Annotated in this window: 18 protein-coding genes and 1 riboswitch; of the genes, 16 read left to right on the forward strand and 2 right to left on the reverse strand. The window is 67.5% G+C overall.

The features are described from left to right. The first annotated feature begins 153 nt into the window (after positions 1-153). Genes ACTWPB_RS16115 through ACTWPB_RS16125 form a run of 3 tightly spaced genes read left to right on the forward strand, consistent with a single transcriptional unit; the run spans position 154 to position 3,736 of the window. On the forward strand, positions 154-1,677 hold the full coding sequence (locus ACTWPB_RS16115) for an MmgE/PrpD family protein (protein ID WP_446226362.1): 1,524 nt from the start codon (positions 154-156) through the stop codon (positions 1,675-1,677). Further along, positions 1,677-2,591: a methylisocitrate lyase gene (gene prpB, locus ACTWPB_RS16120; protein WP_446221480.1), complete on the forward strand. Its 915-nt coding sequence runs from the start codon at positions 1,677-1,679 to the stop codon at positions 2,589-2,591. Before ACTWPB_RS16115 ends, prpB begins: the two co-directional genes overlap by 1 nt. A 2-nt stretch (positions 2,592-2,593) precedes the next feature. Then, positions 2,594-3,736, forward strand: coding sequence for a bifunctional 2-methylcitrate synthase/citrate synthase (locus tag ACTWPB_RS16125; protein WP_446221481.1), 1,143 nt, complete (start codon positions 2,594-2,596; stop codon positions 3,734-3,736). A 71-nt stretch (positions 3,737-3,807) separates the two neighbouring features. Here ACTWPB_RS16125 and metE read toward each other — a convergent pair whose 3' ends face one another. Further along, positions 3,808-6,072: a 5-methyltetrahydropteroyltriglutamate--homocysteine S-methyltransferase gene (gene metE, locus ACTWPB_RS16130; RefSeq protein ID WP_446221482.1), complete on the reverse strand. Its 2,265-nt coding sequence runs from the start codon at positions 6,070-6,072 to the stop codon at positions 3,808-3,810. A 144-nt stretch (positions 6,073-6,216) separates the two neighbouring features. Continuing rightward, positions 6,217-6,402: riboswitch (cobalamin riboswitch) on the reverse strand. 300 nt (positions 6,403-6,702) lie between these two features. Between metE and ACTWPB_RS16135 the strand changes: the two genes are divergently transcribed. From ACTWPB_RS16135 to coaD, 3 genes are read left to right on the forward strand one after another with little or no spacing between them, the layout of a single operon-like run. Next, entirely contained in the window at positions 6,703-10,101 is a 3,399-nt protein-coding gene (locus ACTWPB_RS16135) for a pyruvate carboxylase (RefSeq protein ID WP_446221483.1), read from the forward strand. Then, entirely contained in the window at positions 10,098-10,661 is a 564-nt protein-coding gene (rsmD, locus tag ACTWPB_RS16140) for a 16S rRNA (guanine(966)-N(2))-methyltransferase RsmD (protein ID WP_446221484.1), read from the forward strand. Before ACTWPB_RS16135 ends, rsmD begins: the two co-directional genes overlap by 4 nt. A gap of 3 nt (positions 10,662-10,664) precedes the next feature. Continuing rightward, positions 10,665-11,150, forward strand: coding sequence for a pantetheine-phosphate adenylyltransferase (coaD, locus tag ACTWPB_RS16145; RefSeq protein ID WP_446221485.1), 486 nt, complete (start codon positions 10,665-10,667; stop codon positions 11,148-11,150). A gap of 98 nt (positions 11,151-11,248) precedes the next feature. Here coaD and ACTWPB_RS16150 read toward each other — a convergent pair whose 3' ends face one another. Further along, positions 11,249-11,776 carry a GtrA family protein gene (locus tag ACTWPB_RS16150; protein WP_446221486.1) on the reverse strand — a complete coding sequence of 176 codons (528 nt, stop codon included), beginning with the start codon at positions 11,774-11,776 and terminating at the stop codon, positions 11,249-11,251. A 283-nt stretch (positions 11,777-12,059) separates the two neighbouring features. Between ACTWPB_RS16150 and ACTWPB_RS16155 the strand changes: the two genes are divergently transcribed. From ACTWPB_RS16155 to ACTWPB_RS16200, 10 genes are all read left to right on the forward strand, one after another. After that, the gene (locus tag ACTWPB_RS16155) at positions 12,060-12,833 is read left to right on the forward strand and encodes a DivIVA domain-containing protein (protein ID WP_446226363.1); all 774 of its coding nucleotides are present in this window, start codon (positions 12,060-12,062) and stop codon (positions 12,831-12,833) included. Between the two features lie 132 nt (positions 12,834-12,965). Beyond that, complete coding sequence (locus ACTWPB_RS16160; protein ID WP_446221487.1) at positions 12,966-13,571, forward strand: YceD family protein; 606 nt, start codon at positions 12,966-12,968, stop codon at positions 13,569-13,571. 80 nt (positions 13,572-13,651) lie between these two features. After that, on the forward strand, positions 13,652-13,834 hold the full coding sequence (gene rpmF, locus ACTWPB_RS16165) for a 50S ribosomal protein L32 (protein ID WP_446221488.1): 183 nt from the start codon (positions 13,652-13,654) through the stop codon (positions 13,832-13,834). Between the two features lie 24 nt (positions 13,835-13,858). Further along, positions 13,859-14,590: a ribonuclease III gene (rnc, locus tag ACTWPB_RS16170; protein WP_446221489.1), complete on the forward strand. Its 732-nt coding sequence runs from the start codon at positions 13,859-13,861 to the stop codon at positions 14,588-14,590. A gap of 3 nt (positions 14,591-14,593) precedes the next feature. Beyond that, positions 14,594-15,454 carry a bifunctional DNA-formamidopyrimidine glycosylase/DNA-(apurinic or apyrimidinic site) lyase gene (gene mutM / locus ACTWPB_RS16175; RefSeq protein ID WP_446221490.1) on the forward strand — a complete coding sequence of 287 codons (861 nt, stop codon included), beginning with the start codon at positions 14,594-14,596 and terminating at the stop codon, positions 15,452-15,454. A 64-nt stretch (positions 15,455-15,518) separates the two neighbouring features. After that, entirely contained in the window at positions 15,519-16,100 is a 582-nt protein-coding gene (locus ACTWPB_RS16180) for a dihydrofolate reductase family protein (RefSeq protein WP_378912442.1), read from the forward strand. Positions 16,101-16,105: 5 nt separating this feature from the next. Beyond that, positions 16,106-17,143 (forward strand): PHP domain-containing protein, encoded by a 1,038-nt coding sequence (locus ACTWPB_RS16185; protein WP_446221491.1) that lies wholly within the window; start codon positions 16,106-16,108, stop codon positions 17,141-17,143. 92 nt (positions 17,144-17,235) lie between these two features. Beyond that, positions 17,236-18,747, forward strand: a complete 1,512-nt coding sequence (locus ACTWPB_RS16190; RefSeq protein WP_446221492.1) for a PstS family phosphate ABC transporter substrate-binding protein — start codon at positions 17,236-17,238, stop codon at positions 18,745-18,747. Positions 18,748-19,034: 287 nt separating this feature from the next. Continuing rightward, positions 19,035-20,204: a glycosyltransferase family 4 protein gene (locus tag ACTWPB_RS16195; RefSeq protein ID WP_446226364.1), complete on the forward strand. Its 1,170-nt coding sequence runs from the start codon at positions 19,035-19,037 to the stop codon at positions 20,202-20,204. After that, on the forward strand, positions 20,201-22,345 hold the full coding sequence (locus ACTWPB_RS16200; protein ID WP_446221493.1) for an amylo-alpha-1,6-glucosidase: 2,145 nt from the start codon (positions 20,201-20,203) through the stop codon (positions 22,343-22,345). The genes ACTWPB_RS16195 and ACTWPB_RS16200 overlap by 4 nt, the downstream gene beginning before the upstream one ends. Positions 22,346-22,369: the final 24 nt, after the last annotated feature.

Genomic DNA, 22,369 nt, shown 5'->3' on the forward strand with positions numbered 1-22,369 from the left:
GGAGAAATCACCATAGCGCTTCGGTATCACCGATTCGATGCTGATCACCGATCTTCGCAATAGTTGCTGATTCGTCGCCCATCGCACGCAAAAATACGCTTGTTCAGCTCATATCCAGTTTCTGATCCGGTGCGTAGCGTGCGAACCATGCCATTGAAAACCCATATCGTTCGTAGCGTCGGGGCCGCCGAGGACTTTCCGCGGTCACAGCATCTGGCCACGCTGATCGCCGAGGTCGCTGCCGATCCGGTGGCGGTATCCGGCGAGGTCACCGAGATGATCGTCAACCGGATCATCGACAATGCCGCCGTGGCCGCGGCGTCGGTGTTGCGCGGTCCGGTCCGAACCGCCCGCGCACAGGCCTCGGCGCATCCGCTGTTCGCCGCCTCGCCGCGCCACGGCGCCACCGTCTTCGGACTGCCCGGCGCACAGCGTGTTTCGCCCGAGTGGGCGGCCTGGGCCAACGGGGTCGCGGTGCGCGAGCTCGATTTCCACGACACGTTCCTCGCGGCGGAGTACTCGCATCCGGGCGACAATATCCCGCCGATTCTGGCCGTCGCCCAGCACGCGGGGTGCGGCGGTGCCGAGCTGATCCGCGGTCTCGCCACCGGCTACGAGATCCAGATCGACCTGGTGCGCGCGATCTGCCTGCACGAACACAAGATCGACCACGTCGCTCACCTCGGCCCGTCGGCCGCCGCCGGCATCGGTACGTTGCTCGGTCTCGATACCGAAACCATCTATCAAGCCGTCGGCCAGGCGCTGCACACCACGACCGCGACCCGGCAGTCACGCAAGGGCGAGATCTCCAGCTGGAAGGCCTACGCGCCCGCGTTCGCCGGGAAGATGGCCGTCGAGGCGGTCGACCGGGCGATGCGCGGTGAAGGTGCGCCCGCGCCCATCTGGGAGGGCGCCGACGGTGTGATCGCGTGGCTGCTCGGCGGCACGGATGCCGAATATCAGGTGCCGCTGCCGACTCCTGGCGAGGCCAAGCGAGCCATTCTGGACAGCTACACCAAGGAACACTCGGCCGAATACCAGAGCCAGGCCCCGATCGACCTCGCCCGTCGACTGCGCGACCGGATCACCGACACCGCCCGCATCGCCTCGATCGTGCTGCACACCAGCCACCACACGCACTATGTGATCGGCACCGGATCCGGCGACCCACAGAAGTTCGATCCGCACGCCAGCCGCGAGACCCTCGACCACTCGCTCCCGTACATCTTCGCGGTCGCCTTGCAGGACGGCGCCTGGCACCACGAGCGCTCCTACGCCCCCGAACGTGCCGAGCGACCCGACACGGTGGCGCTGTGGCGCAAGATCTCCACGGTCGAGGACCCGGAGTGGACTCGCCGCTACCACGCGACCGATCCGGCCGAGAAGGCCTTCGGCGCACGTGCGGTGGTGACTCTCGACGACGGCGAGGTGATCGTCGACGAACTCGCGGTCGCCGACGCGCATCCGCTGGGCGCGCGGCCGTTCGCGCGCGAGCAGTACCTCGAGAAGTTCCGCGCCCTCGCCGACGGTGTCGTCACACCCGCCGAACAGGACCGCTTCCTCGATGCCGCCCAGCGCACACCGGAACTCGGCGAGGGAGAACTCGATCAGCTCACCTTCGCGGTCGACCCGGCGCTGTTCGACCGGCTGCCCGCCGCACGGGAAGGGCTGTTCTGATGACTGTTTCGGGACTGCTCGCCGCGCACACCACCGCCGCGCAGAAACGCGCGATATTCCGCGCCGGGCTGGCCTCCGGTCGCCTGCAACGATGGCCCGGAGCGGTGAACCCGCTGGTGGCCAAGCTGATCCAGGAGATCGGATTCGATGGCGTCTACGTGTCGGGCGCGGTGATCTCGGCCGAGCTGGCGCTGCCCGATATCGGCCTGACCACCCTCACCGAGGTCGTCGAACGTGGCCGCCAGATCGCGCGCGCCACCGATCTGCCCGTTCTCATCGACGCCGACACCGGCTTCGGTGAGCCGATGAACGCGGCCCGCACGGTGACCCTGCTGGAAGACGCGGGCCTGGCCGGCTGTCATCTCGAGGATCAGGTCAACCCGAAACGGTGTGGGCACCTCGACGGTAAGGCGGTCGTCGATACCGCCGAGATGGTGCGCCGCATCCGGGCCGCCGTGGCAGTACGCCGCGATCCGGACTTCGTGATCTGCGCCCGCACCGACGCGCGCGCGATCGAGGGTCTCGACGCGGCGATCGAGCGGGCCAAGGCCTATGCCGACGCAGGCGCGGATCTGATCTTCACCGAAGCACTGGCCGAGGAGGCCGAGTTCGCGAAGTTCCGTGCGGCCGTGGATATCCCGCTGCTCGCGAATATGACCGAGTTCGGCAAGACCCCGCTGCTGAGCACGCGGACGCTGACCGATCTGGGCTACAACGCGGTGATCTACCCGGTCACCACACTGCGACTGGCGATGGGCGCGATCGAAGACGGCCTGCGCGAGATAGCCACGGCCGGAACGCAATCGGCACTCCTGGACCGCATGCAGCACCGGTCGCGGCTCTATGAGCTGCTCGGCTACCGGCACTACAACGAATTCGACTCCGGCATCTTCGATTTCACGGTGAGTGAGTGACCATGACCAGTGGACAGCCGACACAATCCGTCATCGCCAAGGGGCTGGCCGGGGTGGTGGTCGACACGACCAGCATCTCCAAGGTGGTCGCCGAGACCAACTCGCTGACCTACCGCGGCTACCCGGTGCAAGACCTCGCCGCACGCTGCGGTTTCGAGGAGGTCGCCTACCTGCTGTGGTACGGCGAACTCCCCGACGAGGGCCAGCTGCAACTGCTCTGCCAGCGAGAACGCGCCCAGCGCCGGATCGACCGGTCAGTGCTCGCGCTGCTGGAGAAAATGCCCGACACCTGCCACCCGATGGACGCGGTCCGCACGGTCGTCAGCTACCTCGGCACCGAGGACGCCGCCTCCGAGAGCGAGAGCGAGCGCGAAAGACTCGACGCCGCACTGCGACTGACCGCCCTGCTGCCGACGGTGATCGCCACGGCGATGCGCAGGCGGCGCGGCCTCGACCCGATCGCACCGCATTCCCAGCTCGGCTTCGCCGAGAACTTCCTGTACATGTGCTTCGGCGCGGTACCGGAACCGCGGATCGTGCGCGCGTTCGAGATCTCGCTGATCCTCTACGCCGAGCACGGTTTCAACGCCTCGACCTTCGCCGCGCGCGTGGTGACCTCCACCGGCTCGGACTCTTACAGCGCGCTCACCGCGGCGATCGGCGCCTTGAAGGGTCGCCTGCACGGCGGCGCCAACGAGGCGGTGATGCACACGATGCTGGAGATCGCCGATCCCGCACGCGCGAAGGTATGGGTCGCCGAAACCCTCACCGCCAAGCGCAAGGTGATGGGCTTCGGGCATCGCGTGTACCGCAATGGCGACTCCCGGGTGCCGACCATGAAGGCCGCCCTCGACGAGGTCGCGGCGGTAACCGGTGGACAGCAGTGGGTTCGGATGTACGACGAGCTCGCCGCCGCGATGGCTGAGAAGACCGGCATCGCACCGAATCTCGACTTCCCCGCGGGTCCGGCCTATTACCTGATGGGCTTCGATATCGAGATGTTCACGCCCATCTTCGTGATGAGCCGGATCACCGGCTGGACCGCGCACATCGCCGAGCAGTCGGCCGCCAACGCGCTGATCCGGCCACTGTCGGAGTACCGCGGCGTGGCGCAGCGCCTGGTTCCGGTCGCTCGGGCGAGCTGAGCCGGGCGACCACACTGCCCCGGGCGGAATCTCCGTCCGGGGCAGTGGTCGTTGTGCTCGGATCCGCTACATCAGCGCAGTGCCGCGGCGGCCGTCACCAGATTCCGCAGTGATGCCTCGACCTCCACCGGTCCGCGAGTCTTCAGACCGCAGTCCGGGTTCACCCAGAGGCGCTCGGCAGGCACCGCTTTCAGCGCGGCGGACAGGGAGACGGTGATCTCCTCGACCGACGGCACCCGCGGCGAGTGGATGTCGTAGACGCCCGGCCCGACGCCGAGCGCGAAACCGGCCGCGTTCAGATCGTCGAGAACCTCCATGTGTGAGCGCGCCGCCTCGATCGAGGTGACATCGGCGTCCAGGCCCGCGATCGCCGAGATGACCTCGCCGAACTCCGAGTAGCACAGGTGGGTGTGCACCTGGGTGGTGTCGGCGACGCCCGCGGTGGCGAGGCGGAACGAATCCACCGACCACCGCAGGTACGCGGGCTGTTCGGCGGCACGCAGCGGCAGCAGCTCGCGCAGGGCGGGCTCGTCGACCTGGATTATCCGCGCGCCCTGGGCTTCCAGGTCGACGGTCTCGTCGCGGATGGCGAGCGCGACCTGGCGGGCCGAGTCACCCAGCGGCTGGTCGTCGCGGACGAACGACCACGCCAGGATGGTCACCGGGCCGGTGAGCATGCCCTTGACCGGCTTGGTGGTCAGCGACTGGGCGTACCCGATCCAGGACAGCGTCATAGCCTCGGGCCGGGTGACATCGCCGAACAGGATCGGCGGGCGCACGCAGCGAGTGCCATAGGACTGCACCCAGCCCGCCTCGGTGACGGCGAAACCGTCGAGCAGTTCGGCGAAGTACTGCACCATGTCGTTGCGTTCGGGTTCGCCGTGCACCAGCACGTCGAGGCCGAGCTTTTCCTGCAGGGTGATCACGTCGGCGATCTCGGCCCGCATCCGCCGCACGTACTCGGCCTGGTCGATCTCGCCCTTGCGCAGCGCGGCGCGGGCCAGCCGGATGGTCGAGGTCTGCGGGTAGGAGCCGATGGTGGTGGTCGGCAGCACCGGCAGGTCGAGGTGATCGCGTTGCAGGGCGCGACGCTCGTCGGCGGGGGCGCGGGTCAGGTCGTTGTCGTCGAGCGCGGCCAATCGGGCCCGGACCTGGTCGTTGTGCAGACGCGGGTCGGTTCGGCGTGAGTCGGCGGCGGCGCGGGCCGCGGCCAGTTCGCCGGCGACGGTGTCGACACCCGCGGTGAGCGCGGTGGCAAGGACCCGCACCTCGCCGACCTTCTCGGTGCCGAAGGCCAGCCACGAACGCAGCCGCTCATCGAGTCCGGTCTCGGGGGTCAGCGAATACGGCACGTGCAGCAGCGAGCACGAACTCGACACCGCTACCGCCTCGGCGCTGCCGAGCAAGGTGCCCAGGGTGCCGAGGGCGGCGTCGAGGTCGGCACGCCAGATATTGCGGCCGTCGACCACGCCCGCCACCAGCAGTTTGCGAGCCAGGGCGGGCAGCGCCGCGACTGCCGGGATATCGGAGCCCGCCGTGAAATCGAGCGCGACACCCTCGATCTCGGTCTCGGCCAGCGCCGCCAGTGCGGCATCGGGGTGCCCGAAGTAGGTGGCGACCAGGATCGCGGGCCGGTTCTGCGCGGCCGACAGCGCGCGGTAGGTCTGGCCGACCAGGGCGATCTCCGCCTCGGTCAGGTCGGTGACCAGCACCGGTTCATCGATCTGCACCCACTGCGCGCCCGCATCCGCCAGCTGGGCCAGCAGATCGAGGTACAGCGGCAGCAGCTCGGGCAGCCGCTCCAGCGCGGCGCCGCCGGCGGCCTTGGCCAGCTTCAGGAAGGTGATCGGACCGATCACCACCGGACGTGCGGGGACACCGAGCTCGATCGCCTCGTCGAGTTCGGTCAGCAGCTTGCCGGGATGCAGCGAAAAGGTGGTGGCCGCGTCGATTTCGGGCACCAGGTAGTGGTAGTTGGTGTCGAACCACTTGGTCATCTCCAGCGGAGCGACCGTGTCGGTGCCGCGCGCGGCCGCGAAATAGCGGTCGAGCGGATCGGCGATCCCGGCCACGCGCGGCGGTAGTGCGCCGAGCAGTTCAGCGGTGTCGAGCATCTGGTCGTAGTAGGAGAAGGTGCCCACCGGCACCGAATCCAGTCCCGCCGCGGCCAGTTCGGTGAGCTGGGCGCGACGGAGCTGACGGCCGACCGCGTGCAGGTGCGCGGCATCGGCACGGCCCGCCCAGTAGGACTCGGTGGCGCGCTTGAGTTCCCGGTTCGGGCCCACTCTCGGTAGGCCGAGAACCGTTGCGGTGAACGGGGTGTGTGAAACAGTCACGGAGATTCTCCAGTGTCGTGCAGGGAGAGCCGTCGCCTTTTCGCGGGCACACGCCACCAGGTGCGGACCATGTCGCGAAAACTACGACGGGTCGGCATCGGTGGTCCGCGCGCCCGATCCACGAGGCGGTGGCCGCCGGATACGGCGTATCCGGCACAGTCGGCAGGTCTTCGGACTCGCGGGCACCGGTCGTGTGATCGACCGACCTACTGGCCGTCGCTTCCCAGGCATGCTGCCCAGTGCTGATGACGGCGGTCGTTCCTGCTCACCGCTGCGGGACAGTCCCGGATTCTCACCGGGTTCCCTCTCACCCGGTGCGGAACATGATCCGCACCCGGGTTTCGACGCCTACGCGGGAGGTCGGGGCTCCGACTCTTCCACCGCGCAGGCGAACCAGCTGCGCCCCCAGCATAGGCCCTCGATGGGGGCGCGGGTCACCGCCCCGTGGCGAACAGTGCCGTGACCTGCGGTTGCGCCACATTGTCCACGCGCACCGCAGGCCGCTCCCCGCGGTGAAATGTGACGGCCTGATGAACGCAACTTCGCAGGTAGGCGGGTGTGCGGTGTGAAGATTGCTGCGAAGCCACCTTGCGTGTCCGGCACCGGCTCGTGGCCGGGTACCGTAGGCCAATGTTCTCGAAAGTCTTGGTCGCAAATCGTGGTGAGATCGCTATCCGTGCCTTCCGCGCGGCCTACGAACTCGGCATCGGAACCGTCGCGGTGTTCCCGTACGAGGATCGCAATTCCGTGCATCGCCTCAAGGCGGCCGAGTCCTATCAGATCGGTGAACAGGGTCACCCGGTTCGCGCGTATCTGTCGATCGAGGCGATCATCGACGCAGCGGTGGCCGCCGGTGCCGACGCGATCTATCCCGGCTACGGATTCCTGTCGGAGAACCCCGACCTCGCCGCGGCCTGTGCCGCCGCGGGAATCACGTTCATCGGCCCCACCGCCGAGATCCTCGAGATGGCGGGCAACAAGGCCACGGCCATCGCCGCGGCCAAGGCGGCCGGGCTGCCGACGCTGAAGTCCAGTGAGCCCTCGGCCGATATCGACGAATTGCTCACTGCCTCAGCCGAACTCGAGTATCCGATCTTCGTCAAGGCCGTCGCCGGTGGTGGTGGTCGTGGCATGCGCCGGGTCGCCGCGCCCGAGCAGTTGCGTGAGTCGATCGAAGCGGCCTCGCGCGAAGCGGAGTCGGCGTTCGGTGATCCGACGGTGTTCCTCGAGCAGGCGGTGGTGAACCCGCGCCACATCGAGGTGCAGATCCTGGCCGACCAGCACGGCAATGTGATGCACCTGTTCGAGCGGGACTGTTCGCTGCAGCGCCGCCACCAGAAGGTGATCGAGCTCGCGCCCGCCCCGAACCTGTCTGCTGAACTGCGCGAGCGGATCTGCGCCGACGCGGTGGCGTTCGCCCGTCAGATCGGCTACATCAACGCGGGCACCGTGGAGTTCCTGCTCGACGAGCGCGGCAACCACGTGTTCATCGAGATGAACCCGCGCATCCAGGTGGAGCACACGGTCACCGAGGAGATCACCGACGTCGACCTGGTGCAGTCGCAGCTGCGGATCGCCGCCGGTGAGACCCTCGCGGACCTGGGCCTGAGTCAGGAGACGGTGCAGATCCGCGGCGCCGCGCTGCAGTGCCGCATCACCACCGAGGACCCGGCCAACGGGTTCCGTCCCGACACCGGCCGCATCACCGCCTACCGCACGCCGGGCGGCGCCGGCATCCGTCTCGACGGCGGCGCGAACCTGGGCGCCGAGATCGGCGCCTACTTCGACTCGATGCTGGTCAAGCTCACCTGCCGTGGTCGCGACCTGCCCGCCGCCGCCGCGCGCGCCCAGCGCGCGCTGGCCGAATTCCGTATTCGTGGCGTGACGACCAACATCCCGTTCCTGCTCTCGGTGCTCGACGATCCCGATTTCCAGGCGGGCCGGGTGACCACCTCGTTCATCGACGAGCGTCCCGAGCTGCTCACCTCGCGCGGATCGGCCGACCGTGGCACCAAGATCCTGACCTACCTGGCCGACGTCACCGTCAACAAGCCCAACGGCGACCGCCCGACCACGGTGTACCCCTACGACAAGCTGCCCGCCGTGGACCTGACGCTGCCGCCGCCGGACGGTTCGCGCCAGCGCCTGCTCACCCTCGGGCCGGAGGGTTTCGCGCGTGCCCTGCGCGAACAGAAGGCGCTCGGCGTCACCGACACGACTTTCCGTGACGCACACCAGTCGCTGCTGGCTACTCGCGTGCGCACCAACGGTCTGCTCGGTGTGGCGGGACACGTCGCGCGGCTGACCCCGGAGCTGCTCTCGATCGAGGCGTGGGGCGGCGCGACTTACGATGTGGCACTGCGGTTCCTGCACGAGGACCCGTGGGAACGCCTGGCGGCCTTGCGCGAAGCCGTGCCGAACATCTGCCTGCAGATGCTGCTGCGCGGTCGCAACACCGTCGGCTACACGCCCTACCCCGAACAGGTCACGCGCGCTTTCGTTTCCGAGGCCGCCACGACCGGTATCGACATCTTCCGCATCTTCGACGCGCTCAACAATGTCGACCAGATGCGTCCGGCGATCGACGCGGTCCGCGAAACCGGTACTGCCGTAGCCGAAGTCGCGCTGAGCTACACCGGCGACCTGCTCGACCCGCACGAGTCGCTCTACACCCTCGACTACTACCTGAAGCTGGCCGAACAGATCGTCGACGCGGGCGCCCACGTGCTCGCGATCAAGGACATGGCCGGTCTGCTGCGCGCCCCCGCCGCCGCGAAACTCGTTACCGCACTGCGTAGTAACTTCGATCTGCCGGTGCACGTGCACACCCACGACACCCCCGGCGGCCAGCTGGCCACCTACCTGGCGGCCTGGCAGGCCGGTGCCGACGCGGTCGACGGCGCGTCCGCGGCCATGGCGGGCACCACGAGCCAGCCCGCGCTGTCGGCGATCGTGGCCGCCACCGCGCACACCGAACACGACACCGGGCTGAACCTGCAGAACGTGTGCGATCTCGAGCCGTACTGGGAGGCGCTGCGCAAGGTCTACGCGCCGTTCGAGTCGGGTCTGCCCGCGCCGACCGGTCGGGTGTACACCCACGAGATCCCCGGTGGTCAGCTGTCGAACCTGCGTCAGCAGGCGATCGCGCTGGGCCTCGGCGACCGGTTCGAAGAGGTCGAGGCCAAGTACGCGGCCGCCGACCGGCTGCTGGGCCGCCTGATCAAGGTGACCCCGTCGTCGAAGGTCGTCGGTGACCTCGCGCTCGCCCTGGTCGGCACCGGTGTCGACATCGAGGACTTCGCCGCCGATCCGGGCCGCTACGACATCCCCGATTCGGTGATCGGCTTCCTGCGCGGCGAGCTCGGCACCCCCGCGGGCGGCTGGCCCGAGCCGTTCCGCAGCAAGGCACTGGCCGGGCGCAACGAACCCAAGCCCGAGACCCCGCTGAGCGCGGCCGACCAGTTGGCACTCGACGGCTCGTCCGCGCAGCGCCGCGAAACGCTGAACCGGCTGCTGTTCCCCGGCCCGACCGCCGAGTTCAACACCCATCGCGAGAAGTACGGCGACACCACCGGCCTGTCGGAGAACCAGTTCTTCTACGGCCTGCGCCGCGGCGAGGAACACCGCGTGCAGCTGGAGAAGGGTGTCACCCTGCTCATCGGCCTCGAGGCGATCTCCGAGCCCGACGAGAAGGGCATGCGCACGGTGATGTGCATCATGAACGGGCAGTTGCGCCCGGTCGCAGTGCGTGACCGGTCCGTCGCCTCCGAGGTGCCTGCGGCCGAGAAGGCCGACAAGAACAACGCCGGTCACATCGCGGCACCGTTCGCCGGTGTGGTCACCCTCGCGGTGTCCGAAGGCGACGAGATCCACGCCGGTGACACCGTCGGCACCATCGAGGCGATGAAGATGGAAGCGGCCATCACCGCGCCGCGCGGTGGTGTGGTCGGCCGGATCGCGACCACCAAGGTGGCCCAGGTCGAGGGCGGCGACCTGCTGGTGGAACTGGTCGCACGCGAGTCGGAATGACACGCATCGTCGCGGGTGTGGCAGGCGGGCGGCGCTTGAAGGTGCCGCCCGCCGGTACCCGGCCTACCTCCGACCGGGTGCGTGAAGCCCTGTTCAGCGCGATCGACGCTCGCCTCGATCTGGACGGGACAACGGTCCTCGACCTGTACGCGGGCTCGGGTGCGCTGGGCTTGGAGGCGCTCTCGCGCGGGGCCGAGCGGGCGTTGCTCGTCGAGTCCGACCGTAAGGCGGCCGAGGTGGTGCGCGCCAATATCGCCGAGCTGGGTCTGCCCGGCGCGGAACTGCGGCTCGGCAGTGTGTCCGCGGTGCTGAAGCACGCCGCGCCGCGGGCCTACGACGTGGTGTTCTCGGATCCGCCCTACGACGTGAGCACCGAGGACGTGATCGCCGACCTCACCGCCCTTGCGGGCAACGGCTGGCTCGCACCGGAGGCGCTGGTGGTGGTGGAGCGGTCGAGTCGTTCACCTGAAATCAGCTGGCCCGCAGGCTATGTGGCACTGAAGGCACGCAAGTACGGGGAGACCAGGATCGAGCTCGCCGAGTTCGGTGCTAGCGTCTGACCTATGGCTGCAGCACTGTGCCCCGGCTCCTTCGACCCGGTCACCAACGGTCACCTCGACGTGTTCGCCCGCGCGGCCGCACAGTTCGACGAGGTGATCATCACGGTGAACGTGAATCCCAAGAAACAGGGCATGTTCACCGTCGAGGAGCGCATGGAACTCCTGCGCGAATCGGTCTCGCACCTGCCGAACGTGCGCGTCGCGTCCTGGCAGGGTCTGACGGTCGACTTCGCCAAGCAGGAAGGCATCAGCGCGATCGTCAAGGGTCTGCGCGACGCGGGCGACTTCGGCTACGAGCTCCAAATGGCCCAGATGAACCACAAACTGGCCGGCGTAGACACCTTCTTCATCGCCACCAACCCGTCCCTGAGCTTCCTGTCCAGCTCCTTGGTCAAAGAAGTAGCGGCCTACGGCGGCGACGTCAGCGACATGCTCCCCCCGGCGGTCCACAAGCGCCTGCTCGCCCGCCTGGCTGAACGCACGAAGTGATCTCGCAAGAACATGGGTAACTCACCAGCCAGGAGCTAACCGAGCCCGATACCCCAACCGCCGGCCGCCAACGCGACTCTTCAACCGCCTAGCTGTGGCTAGATGTCGCGGGGAGGCGGGACAGGGAGGCGGAACAGCCCCCGCAGGGCCAGGAAGCGCATGCCGCCGACTGCGGCGGTGATGGCGAGGACCGTCAGCGCTTGCGTGATGTCACCAAGGCCGGGCGCCCAGAAATCCAGTCCGGCCAAAGACGCGGTCGTGATCGCGAGTCCGATCAACGCGATCCCGCCACCTTCCCACTGTGCGGTGAACCAGGTGACCCGGTCCGTGGCGTGGAAGGTGAGCTGACGGTGGAATTCGTTGGCGATGATCGTGCTGACCACCGATCCGGCCACATTGGCGACCAGCGGGCCGATGCCGTGCATTGCGAAGAACAGCAGCACATAGGCGATATTGCTCGACCCGCCGACGAGGGCGAATCGGAAGAGCTGGGGCAGGGCGCGGTCGCCGCGCAGATAGGTGAGCGCGCCCTCGAGCCGCGGGCGCAGCGCGGGTGCGACTTCACTCGGCGTCACCGCGGGGAACGGACCGGTCCAGGGAGTGAACATGCCCGCCACGTGCGACACCGGACTCCTAGGAGTTTCCAGGAGGGTCATGGTCGACTCCGATCCCCAAATGAACAGACGTCGAGGAGTGCAACAGTGAAAAGGTTGCGGTGCTTCCCGGCGGACGGCGTTGTCGTGCCTACCGATGGTAACCGAAGTGGAGGGCTTCACTCCACTTGATATCTGTGCGATCTTGGACACTGTCGCGACACACCGCGACGACATTCGGCACAGCCGCCAACGACAGGCACACTGGGCGTCGGCGGTAGTGGTTTCGCCGTGAGTCCGCAGGAGGGTAGTGAGCATGTATCGCGTATTCGAAGCACTCGACGAACTGGTCGCCATCGTCGAAGAGGCGCGCGGCATCCCGCCGACCCGCAGCTGCATCGTGCCGCGCGGCGATGTCCTCGAACTTCTCGACGACGTCCGCGACGCGCTCCCCGGTGAACTCGACGACGCCCAGGACGTGCTCGATCACCGCGACAAGATCGTCGGCGATGCCCGCAGCGGCGCCGAAACGACGGTCACCACGGCCAACGAGCAGGCGCGCACCACCATCGACAAAGCCCGCGCCGAGGCCGATCGCATCCTCGCCGACGCCAAGGACCACGCCGACCGGATGGTCGCCGAGGCCACCGCCCATGCCGACCGCCTGGTGACTTCGGCCCAGGCCGAGGCCGATCAGGTCGTGGCCGAGGGCAATGCCGAATACGACGAGCTCACCGGCCGTGCCCAGATCGACGCCGACCGGGCCATCGACGCGGGCAAGGCCTCCTACGAGCGCTCGGTCGCCGACGGCAAGGCCGAACAGGCCAGGCTGGTCGCGCAGACCGAGGTGGTGCGCGTCGCGCACGCCGAATCCGCCCGCCTGATCGACGAGGCGCACGCCGAGTCCGACCGGGTGCGCACCGAATGCGACGACTACGTCGACGAGCAGATGGCCGATTTCGGCAACAGGCTCGCGTCCATGGAAGAGACGCTCAACACCACCCGGCGCTCGATCACCCGCGGTCGTCAGCAGATGCGCAGCGCACCGGCCGCCGAATACCCGGAATACGCTGCGGACCACCGGCGCTGAGCAAGGCCGGCGCCGCCGCTGAGTAACCCCGGGCGCCGCCGCCGAGGCGAGCACGCGTTTTGAGTTCGGGCGGGGTCCTGCCGTACTGTGGAGTGGTTGCCCATTATCCCCTCAACGGTAAGTGAGTCCGTAATGTCGGCCGGTTCCGGTTCGCCTGCGCGTCCACGCAAGACCAGTGGTCCTGTGTCCGACGCGGGTTTTGTGCTGGATGTCCGCAATCTCGGCCGTCGGCCGGGAACCATGCGGGAGCTGCGTCGCACGGTCACCGACCACGAGCGGCTGGGTCTGGACCTGATCGCCATCCCGGCCGATGCCGCGGTGGAACTCGATCTGCAACTGCAGGCGGTCTCGGAGGGTGTGCTGGTTACCGGCACGGCGTCCGGTCCGACGGCCGGGGAGTGCTCGCGCTGCCTCGAACCGTTCGACGACCAGGTGCAGATTCGTCTGACGGAGTTGTTCGCGTATCCGGACAGCACCACCGAGCAGACGACCGAGGATGCCGAGGTCTACCGCATGGAAGACGACCTCGTCGACCTCGAGCCGGTGATCCTCGACGCCATCGGGCTGGAGCTTCCGCTGCAGCCGCTGTGCTCGCCGGACTGCGCGGGCCTGTGCCCCGAGTGCGGTGTGCGGATGGCGATTGCGGGTCCTGATCATGGGCATGAGATACTGGACCCTCGCTGGGCGAAGTTGGCGAATTTCGCCACTGACGAGCCCGGTACCGGCGACCCCGCCTGAGGGTTCCACCACCAAGACCAAACCGCTGCCGCGGCATCTGATGCCGATGTTGTCAGCGAAAACCAAGAGGAGAAGTAGCCGTGGCTGTTCCCAAGCGTCGGATGTCGCGTTCCAACACCCGGTCGCGGCGCAGCCAGTGGAAGGCCACCGCGCCGACCCTGGTCACCTGCCCGAACCGCGCGTGTGGTGAGAAGACCCTCCCGCACATCGCGTGCCCGTCCTGCGGTACCTACAAGGGCCGCCAGGTCATCTCTGCAGTCTGATCGTTGTAGATCATTCCTAGCAACGTGACAGCCAGTAAAGACAATGTAGGCGCGGCGGATCACGCCAGCCTGCTCACCGCCCTCGGTGTCGACGTACGACCGGAGCTTCTGCGCCTCGCGCTGACGCACCGGTCGTACGCGTACGAGAACGGCGGTTTGCCGACCAACGAGCGCCTGGAATTCCTCGGCGACTCGGTACTCGGCCTCAGCATCACCGAGCGCCTGTATACCGAGCATCCGGAGAAGTCCGAGGGTGAACTCGCGAAACTGCGCGCCAGCGTGGTGAACATGCACGCGCTCGCCGAGGTGGCGCGTGGTCTCGGCGACGGCGGACTCGGTCAGTATCTGCTGCTCGGTAAGGGCGAAGAGCTCACCGGCGGTCGTGACAAGCCGAGCATCCTGGCCGATGGCATGGAGTCGCTGCTCGGTGCGGTGCACCTCGAGCACGGCATCGACACCGCGCGCGGGGTGGTGCTTCGGCTGTTCGCCGAGCTGCTCGAGCGTGGGCCTCGCATGGGCGCCGGCCTCGACTGGAAGACCAGCCTGCAGGAACTCACCGCCGAACGCGGTCTCGGCGTGCCCGCCTACGAGATCACTTCCACCGGGCCGGACCACAACAAGGAGTTCACCGCCACCACGGTGATCGCCGGTCGTCCATACGGTTCGGGTATCGGCCGCTCCAAGAAGGAAGCCGAGCAGCAGGCAGCCGGTACGGCCTACAAGGCTTTGACCGACGAATCCGCAGCAAAAGCCTGATCTGTGCCCGAGCTGCCGGAGGTCGAGGTTGTTCGGCGCGGTCTTGTCGATCACGCGGTAGGCCGGGCGATCGAGAGCGTCACCGTCACCCACCCGCGTGCCGTGCGCAGGCACGCCGCGGGTGGTGCTGATCTGGCCGCCAGACTCACCGGGTTGCGGATCGACTCCGCGCAGCGGCGCGGGAAGTATCTCTGGCTCACTTTCGACGAGCCAGATACCGCATTGGTCGTGCATCTGGGTATGAGCGGTCAGATGCTCGTGCAACCCGCTCACGCGCCCGTCGAGAAACACGCGCACATCCGGGCTGTGCTCGGTGACGGTGCCGAATTGCGATTCGTCGATCAGCGCACCTTCGGCGGCTGGGCGCTGGGCGAACTCGTCGAGGTGGACGGGACCGTGGTGCCCGATTCCGTGGCCCACATCGCGCGTGATCCGCTCGACCCGCTGTTCGACCGCGAAGCCGTGGTCGCGGCCATCCGCGCCAAGAACACCGAGATCAAACGGGTACTGCTCGATCAGACGGTGATCTCTGGCATCGGCAACATCTACGCCGACGAGGCGCTGTGGCGGGCCGGTCTGCACGGCACCCGCGTCGCCGCCGAACTCACCCGCCCGGTCCTGCGCACCCTGCTCGACGGCGTCACCGCGGTCATGACCGAGGCGCTGGCCGTCGGCGGCACCTCCTTCGACGCCCTGTACGTGAATGTGAACGGCGAATCCGGCTATTTCGCCCGGTCGCTGGCCGCGTACGGGCGCGAGGACGAACCGTGCGATCGGTGCGCGACGTTGCTGGTACGGGAACAATTCATGAATCGGTCGTCGTTTTCCTGTCCGAAGTGTCAACGGAAGCCACGCCGCCGCTGATCCGGGCACGATAACGTTTCCCCTGACAGGTCGTGACAGACCGGGTCCATGCAGGGAGGACGTTATGCGCAAGCTGACCTATTTCGTGGCATCGACAATCGACGGCTTCATCGCCGCCGAAGACGGAACGCTGGATTTCTTCCCGGTAGGTGGTGACCACGGGCCTGCGATCATCTCGCAGTACCCGGAAACTCTGCCCACCAAGGTGCGCGAGGCGCGGGGGATCTCGGCGGGCAACATCTACTTCGACACCGTGATCATGGGCCGCAAGACCCACGACTTCGGGGTCCGCACCGGCACCGCCAGCCCGTATGAGCACCTGCGCCAATATGTGGTGTCCACGACGCTGCCCGAAGCGCCCGCGCCGGGGGTGGAACTGATCGCCGAGGATCCGACCGCGGCGGTGCGTGAACTCAAACGCGAAGACGGACTGGGTATCTGGCTGTGCGGCGGCGGTCAGCTGGCGCAGACGCTGCTGCCCGAGATCGACCAGGTGTTCCTGAAACTGCACCCGGTGGTGCTCGGTACCGGCAGGCCGTTGTTCGGCGGTGGGACGAAACTGCCCGCGCCGGAACGGTTTCGGGTGATCACCAGCCGGGTGTACGCCGACGGCGTCGCGTTCCTCAAGTACGGCCGGATCAAGTAGTCGCGATGACATCGGCGGCGAGTCCGGGTCCGGTGGCGGCACTGCGTGAGGTCGGGTTCTGGCTCGAACGCAGTCGTGCCGAAACGCACCGGGTGAAGGCTTACCGCCGCGCCGCCGATGTCGTCGCCGGGCTGTCGGAGCGCGAATATCGCACTCGCGCGGCCGAACACAGTTGGCGTGAGCTGGCCGGGATCGGGCCGAAGACGGCGGCCATCATCGAACAGGCATGTGCCGGTGAGGTTCCCGACTATCTGGCTGAGCTCCGCAAGGACGCGCGGCCGATCGCGCCCGCGGGCGAGGAGCTGCGCGGTGTGCTGCGTGGCGACCTGCACACGCATTCGGACTGGTCCGACGGTGGAAGTCCGATCGCCGAGATGATGGGGGTCGCGGCGGCGCTGGGACACGAATACTGCGCGCTGACAGACCATTCGCCCCGCCTCAAGGTCGCCAACGGCCTGTCCGCCGACCGGCTGCTGCGCCAACTCGACGTGGTCGCCGAACTCAACGAGCAGATGGCGCCGTTTCGCATCCTCACCGGCATCGAGGTCGACATTCTCGACGACGGCACCCTCGACCAGCGCGCCGACCTCCTCGAACGTCTGGATGTCGTTGTCGCCAGCGTGCATTCACATCTGCGCGACGACAGCGCCACCATGACCAAGCGGATGGTCTACGCCGTCGCGAACCCCGATGTCGACATCCTCGGCCACTGCACCGGCCGGCTCGTCGAAGGGGCTCGCGGCACCCGCCCCGAGTCGTCGTTCGACGCCGAGCTCGTCTTCGAGGCCTGTCGCAAATACGGTACCGCCGTCGAGATCAACAGCCGCCCTGAGCGTCGTGACCCACCCGGACGGCTGATCGAGCTGGCCGTGGAGATGGACTGCTTGTTCAGTATCGACACCGACGCCCACGCACCCGGCCAATTGGCGTGGCAGGGCTATGGATGCGAGCGGGCGCTGGCCCACGGCGTCACCGCTGCGACAGTGATAGACACCTGGCCGGTCGACGAGCTCCTCGCATGGTGTCGAGAATCCAGTGGGTGAAGTCTTGCCCAACAACTGACTTCGCCTCCGATCCGCCGACTCCCGCCTGGTAGATATCAACTCGCCGATGGTGGCTGAGTGTGGGGGATCTGATGAGCATTCCGATCGAGATGGTGCTGTCCGGGGCAGGGATCGCGGTCGCGTCGGCCGCGTTCGTGCGCGAGTTCGTCCTGGTCGGGCGTCGGCAGCTGGGTTACCGCGTGCAGATGGATACGCCGGTCACCGGTGAGACCGAATCCGCTTCGCTGGTCGGAGCGCTGCGTAATCTGAGCACCCCGGATATCCCCGGAATGCCGCTGGATCTGTCGAAGCTGTCGGTGGTGCTGGTTCGCGTCGAGAACAGCGGCACCCTCGCCATCGACGCCGACGACTACCGGATGCGTAGCCCCGAATCCGCGTTGGTCGGGCTGCATGTCACCTTCCCCGGCCGCGAGGTGATCGGCTTGGCGGTGACCGAACTCGAGGGAGTATTGCCCGACAATCTCGGTCCGGGTTCTGGCATCGGCAAGCGGGTGCGGGGCGAGGGCCCGCGCTTCGAGGGCATCATCGATCTGCCGAAAGTGCCGCTCGAACGAGGCCAGCATTACAAGATTCTGGCGGTACTGAAGCGGGAACACGGCACGGGAGCGCCCGCGGAGCCGACCCTGACCGGTGCGGTCAAGGGCGGCCGGGTTGTCGAGACCAAGAGCAAGACGGGTCCGTCGCGAAAGTTGATGGCGCTGTGCGGATTCCTGGTCGCGTTGATCACCGTCCAGGCTGTTCTCGCTCTGCAACCGGACCCGCCGCCGCGTGACTGTGCCGCGGGCGAACTCACCGTCGTCGGGTCGACGGCGATGGCGCCGATGATCCGCAAAGCCGCTCAGGACTACGAGCAGACGTGCACCGACGCGAAATTCACCTTCGCGTTCGCGGGCACCGAACCCGGCCTGCGCACGCTGACCCGCGGCGGTCGGACACAGAACACACTCGCGATCGGGGACGGCTCCAAGGGCAATTCCTTCGAAGCGCTGACCGAACACCCGCTGGCGCTCGGCTCGTTCTCGATGGTGGTGCACCCCGGCATCGGCCTGACGAACCTCACGACTGCGCAGATCCGTGCCCTGTACCGGGGAAATGTGAAGAACTGGAACCAGATCGGCGGCCCCGATCTCCCGGTGGTGCTGATCGACCGGACCGCGGGCTCGGGCACCCGGCGCGCGCTCGAGTCCCGCTTGCTCGAGGACAACCGCAAGGTGTTTCCCTACACCAGTTGCATCGGGATGGCGGCCGGTGGCGTGCAGTGCGAGGTCGACGTCACCGAGGAAGTGGCAATGTTCGTTGCCAAAATCCCTGGCGCGGTGGGCTATATGGAGACTTCGGCGGTCGGTACCGAGGTCAGGGCCGTTTCGATCGACGGAGTCGTCGCTTCGGCGGACTCGATGCGCGCGGGCCGGTATCCCTTCGTCGGAGTCGGGTACGCCCTCACGCACGGACCGGTCGCCGGTGATTCGCTGGTTGCCCAGTTCATCGACTATCTGACCCGCGGTAAGGCCAGGCTCACCATGATCGAGTACGGAAATATTCCATGCGCGGATCCGGTAGAACCCGCCTTCTGTACGCCGTAGACCGAATCTGACCGCGTAATCTCCTGTCAGGCTGCGGGAATCGATACCGAACATTTCCTCCCAACACGCTGGTTTACTCTCCGGTAGCGGGGTACGTTCCTTGACGGCCCCTCTGTTCAGACGGGCACCCGAAACGGTGCGCATCGCGTCTGGCCAGGCCAACCATGCCCCATGGACGGCGGTGAAGCTCTCGTCTCCACCTCCGCCGAGGCGGCCATCTCTTGTTCGCGCAAGTGTTGCGAGGTTGCGTCCCTGGAAGGAAGGTCATGAGTACAGACACGTCGGCAATGTCGCCGACCGGTTTGTCCGCGTCCGATCTCTACTCGATCGATCACCACGGTGGTCCACTGCGGATCGCCATGGTTGTTCCACCGTATTTCGACGTTCCACCCAAGGCCTACGGCGGCGTCGAGGCTGTAGTCGCCGATCTGGTCGACTCACTGTGTGAGCGTGGCCATCACGTCACCCTGTTCGGCGCCGGAGTAGACGGCACCCAGGCGAATTTCGTCCCGCTGTGGGACCGGATCCAGCCCGAACGGCTGGGCGACCCGTTCCCGGAAATCGTGCACGCGCTGCGGGTGCGCCGCGCCATCGAGCGGCTGGCCGATACCGAAGGCATCGATCTGGTCCACGACCACACTTTCGCGGGCCCGCTGAACGCGCCCGCCTACGCCAATCTCGGGTTGCCGACGGTGGTTACCGTGCACGGCCCGGTGCAGGACGACTGCTACCGCTATTACAAGGAACTGGGCCAGGAGTGCTCGCTCGTCGCGATCAGCGACCGTCAGCGCGCGCTGGCGCCCGATCTGCCATGGGCGGGCCGGGTCCACAACGCACTGTGTCCCGATCAGTGGCCCTACGAGACCGAGAAGCAGGACTACGCGCTGTTCCTCGGCCGTTTCAGCAACGACAAGGGCCCGCATCTGGCGCTCGACGCCGCCCACGCCGTCGGTATGCCGCTGATCCTGGCGGGCAAGTGCAGTGAGCCGCCCGAGAAGGCCTACTTCGAGGAGTTCGTGCAGCCGCGGATGACCGACCAGGATCAGATGTTCGGCCTCGCCGACGCAGCCGCCAAGCGTAAGCTGCTCTGCGGAGCTAAGTGTCTGCTGTTCCCCATTCGATGGGAGGAGCCGTTCGGCATGGTGATGATCGAGGCGATGATCTGCGGCACGCCGGTGGTCGCGTTGCGCGGCGGTGCGGTGAGCGAAGTGGTGGTCGACGGGGTAACGGGGCGGATCTGTGACGATCCGGCCGAACTGCCCGCCGCCATCGCCGAAGTGCAGACCTACGATCCGGCCCTGTGCCGGAAACACGTGGTCGACAACTTCAGCGCCGACACCCTCGGCCGCGGCTACGAACAGGTATATCGGGAGCTGCTCGCCCGCACCACGATCGGGTACGACGCCGCGTATGCGATGCCGATGCCCTTCGGGGTGGCGGCCACCGGGCGCGCATGAGCGCCGACAGCGCCTCGGCGCCGAGTCCCCTCAACGCGGGGGAGCCCGCGGGGCTCGGTGGCGGCGGCGGCAACATCACCCTTGTCGAAGGCGGCACGTTCTGCCTGTCCGACCGGCTCGGCGATATCGAGCCGGGCAAGCCGCAGGGCCTGTTCTTCCGTGACGCCAGGGTGATTTCGCGCTGGGAGCTGATGATCGACGGCAGACGGCCCGAGGCGCTGTCGGTGCTGAGTCCGGAGGCCTTCGCGGCACGGTTCGTGCTACGCAGGCCTCCGCAGCAGGGTCGGGCCGACAGCACCCTGCTCGTGGTGCGCGATCGGCTCGTCGCCGAGGGCATGCACGAGGTGATCACCCTGGAGAACATGAGCCGCGAGGCGACGGCGGTGGTACTCGAACTGCACGTCGACGCGGATTTCGTGGACCTGTTCGCGGTGAAGGAAGGCCGCACGAACGGGCGCCGGGCCGAGATGACAACCGCCGACGGCGAACTGCTGCTGCACGACCGCGAGGATCTCTCGCGTGGGCTCGCGCTCACCTCGACCGTCGAGCCGATGGTGCTGCCCGGCACCATGATCTGGCGGGTGGTCGTCCCGGCGGGCGGGCGCTGGCAGACCGAGATCACCGCGCAACCGGCAGGCGCGGCGCAACGCCCGCAGACCTCCGGCTCGGTGGGCGAGCGCTACCGGGCCAGCGAGCCGGTACGCAAGATCCAGGCGTGGCGGGCCACCGCCACCGACATCTCCGCCGACTCCGGGCTGCTCAACCAGATCCTGCGCCGCAGTGAAAGTGACCTGGGCGCCTTGCAGATCCACACCGATTCGGGCACCAACCGACCCTTCGTCGCGGCGGGTGCGCCGTGGTTCATGACGCTGTTCGGCCGGGACTCGCTGCTCACGGCCTGGATGTCGCTGCCGCTGGAAACCGATCTGGCACTGGGCACTTTGCAGCAGCTGGCCGAATTGCAGGGCCAGACGATCGACCCGCTCGTCGAGGAGGAGCCGGGCCGGATCATGCACGAGATGCGGCGCGGGCCCTCGGTCGGGCAGGTGCTCGGTGGGCAGATCTATTACGGAACCGTCGACGCCACACCGCTGTTCGTGATGCTGCTCGCCGAATGTCTACGGTGGGGCGCGGATCCTGCCTCGATCGCCACCCTGCTGCCCGCGGCCGACGCCGCGATCAGCTGGATCACCGATTTCGGTGACCGCGACGACGACGGTTTCGTCGAGTACGTGCGCGCCACCGACCGCGGCCTGATCAACCAGGGGTGGAAGGACAGCTTCGACGGAATCAACGACGCCGCAGGACATATCGCCGAGGCCCCGATCGCGCTGGCCGAGGTCCAGGGATATGTGTACGCGGCGTTCCTGGCCCGCGCGGAGCTCGCCGACCAGTTCGGCGACCCCGAGCTGGCTGTGCGGATGCGGGAGCGGGCCGACGAACTGCGAACCAAGTTCGCCGAACAGTTCTGGCTACCCCATGTCGGGTGGTACGCGGTGGCGTTGGACGGCCGCAAGCGGCAGGTCGACGCGTTGACCAGTAACGCAGCGCACTGCCTGTGGTCGGGCATCGCGACCGACGAACACGCCGAGATCCTGATCCGGAATCTGTCTCGGGCAGAGATGGATTCGGGATTCGGGCTGCGGACATTGGCCTCGGATATGGGCGCCTACAACCCGATGAGTTACCACTGCGGGTCGATCTGGCCGCACGACACGGCGATCGCTGTCGCCGGGTTGATGCGCTACCAGCATGTGCCGGGCGCGGTGGAACTGGCGACCAAGCTGTCGGGTGGCTTGCTCGACGCGGCCGCCGCGTTCGACGGCCGGTTGCCCGAACTGTTCTGTGGTTTCCCACGATCGAGATTCGCCGCACCCGTGCCGTATCCGACATCGTGTTCGCCGCAGGCGTGGGCGAGTGCGGCGCCGCTGCTGCTGGTTCGGTCGTTCCTCGGGCTCGATCCCGATGTGCCCGCCAAGACATTGACGTTGCGGCCCCAGGTGCCCCCCGCATGGGGGTGTGTGCGGATGTCGGAGTTCCGGCTGGGCGAGGGGGTGACGGTGGATCTCGAGGTGTGTGGGTCAGCGGTAACCGTGACCGGTCTGCCCGATGGTTGGGCTCTGGTCACAGACGAGGATTAGCGCAGCGACCCTGGGTCTGACCCT

Source organism: Nocardia sp. IBHARD005, assembly GCF_052814245.1.

What these genes read in the sequence shown, in the direction of transcription:
- ACTWPB_RS16195 (WP_446226364.1), top strand. Translation starts at nt 19,035, where the DNA reads ATGTCGCCGACCGGTTTGTCCGCGTCCGATCTCTACTCGATCGATCAC.
- rsmD (WP_446221484.1), top strand. Translation starts at nt 10,098, where the DNA reads ATGACACGCATCGTCGCGGGTGTGGCAGGCGGGCGGCGCTTGAAGGTG.
- ACTWPB_RS16190 (WP_446221492.1), top strand. Translation starts at nt 17,236, where the DNA reads ATGAGCATTCCGATCGAGATGGTGCTGTCCGGGGCAGGGATCGCGGTC.
- ACTWPB_RS16200 (WP_446221493.1), top strand. Translation starts at nt 20,201, where the DNA reads ATGAGCGCCGACAGCGCCTCGGCGCCGAGTCCCCTCAACGCGGGGGAG.
- ACTWPB_RS16135 (WP_446221483.1), top strand. Translation starts at nt 6,703, where the DNA reads ATGTTCTCGAAAGTCTTGGTCGCAAATCGTGGTGAGATCGCTATCCGT.
- ACTWPB_RS16185 (WP_446221491.1), top strand. Translation starts at nt 16,106, where the DNA reads ATGACATCGGCGGCGAGTCCGGGTCCGGTGGCGGCACTGCGTGAGGTC.
- prpB (WP_446221480.1), top strand. Translation starts at nt 1,677, where the DNA reads ATGACTGTTTCGGGACTGCTCGCCGCGCACACCACCGCCGCGCAGAAA.
- ACTWPB_RS16125 (WP_446221481.1), top strand. Translation starts at nt 2,594, where the DNA reads ATGACCAGTGGACAGCCGACACAATCCGTCATCGCCAAGGGGCTGGCC.
- ACTWPB_RS16160 (WP_446221487.1), top strand. Translation starts at nt 12,966, where the DNA reads ATGTCGGCCGGTTCCGGTTCGCCTGCGCGTCCACGCAAGACCAGTGGT.
- ACTWPB_RS16180 (WP_378912442.1), top strand. Translation starts at nt 15,519, where the DNA reads ATGCGCAAGCTGACCTATTTCGTGGCATCGACAATCGACGGCTTCATC.
- coaD (WP_446221485.1), top strand. Translation starts at nt 10,665, where the DNA reads ATGGCTGCAGCACTGTGCCCCGGCTCCTTCGACCCGGTCACCAACGGT.
- ACTWPB_RS16155 (WP_446226363.1), top strand. Translation starts at nt 12,060, where the DNA reads ATGTATCGCGTATTCGAAGCACTCGACGAACTGGTCGCCATCGTCGAA.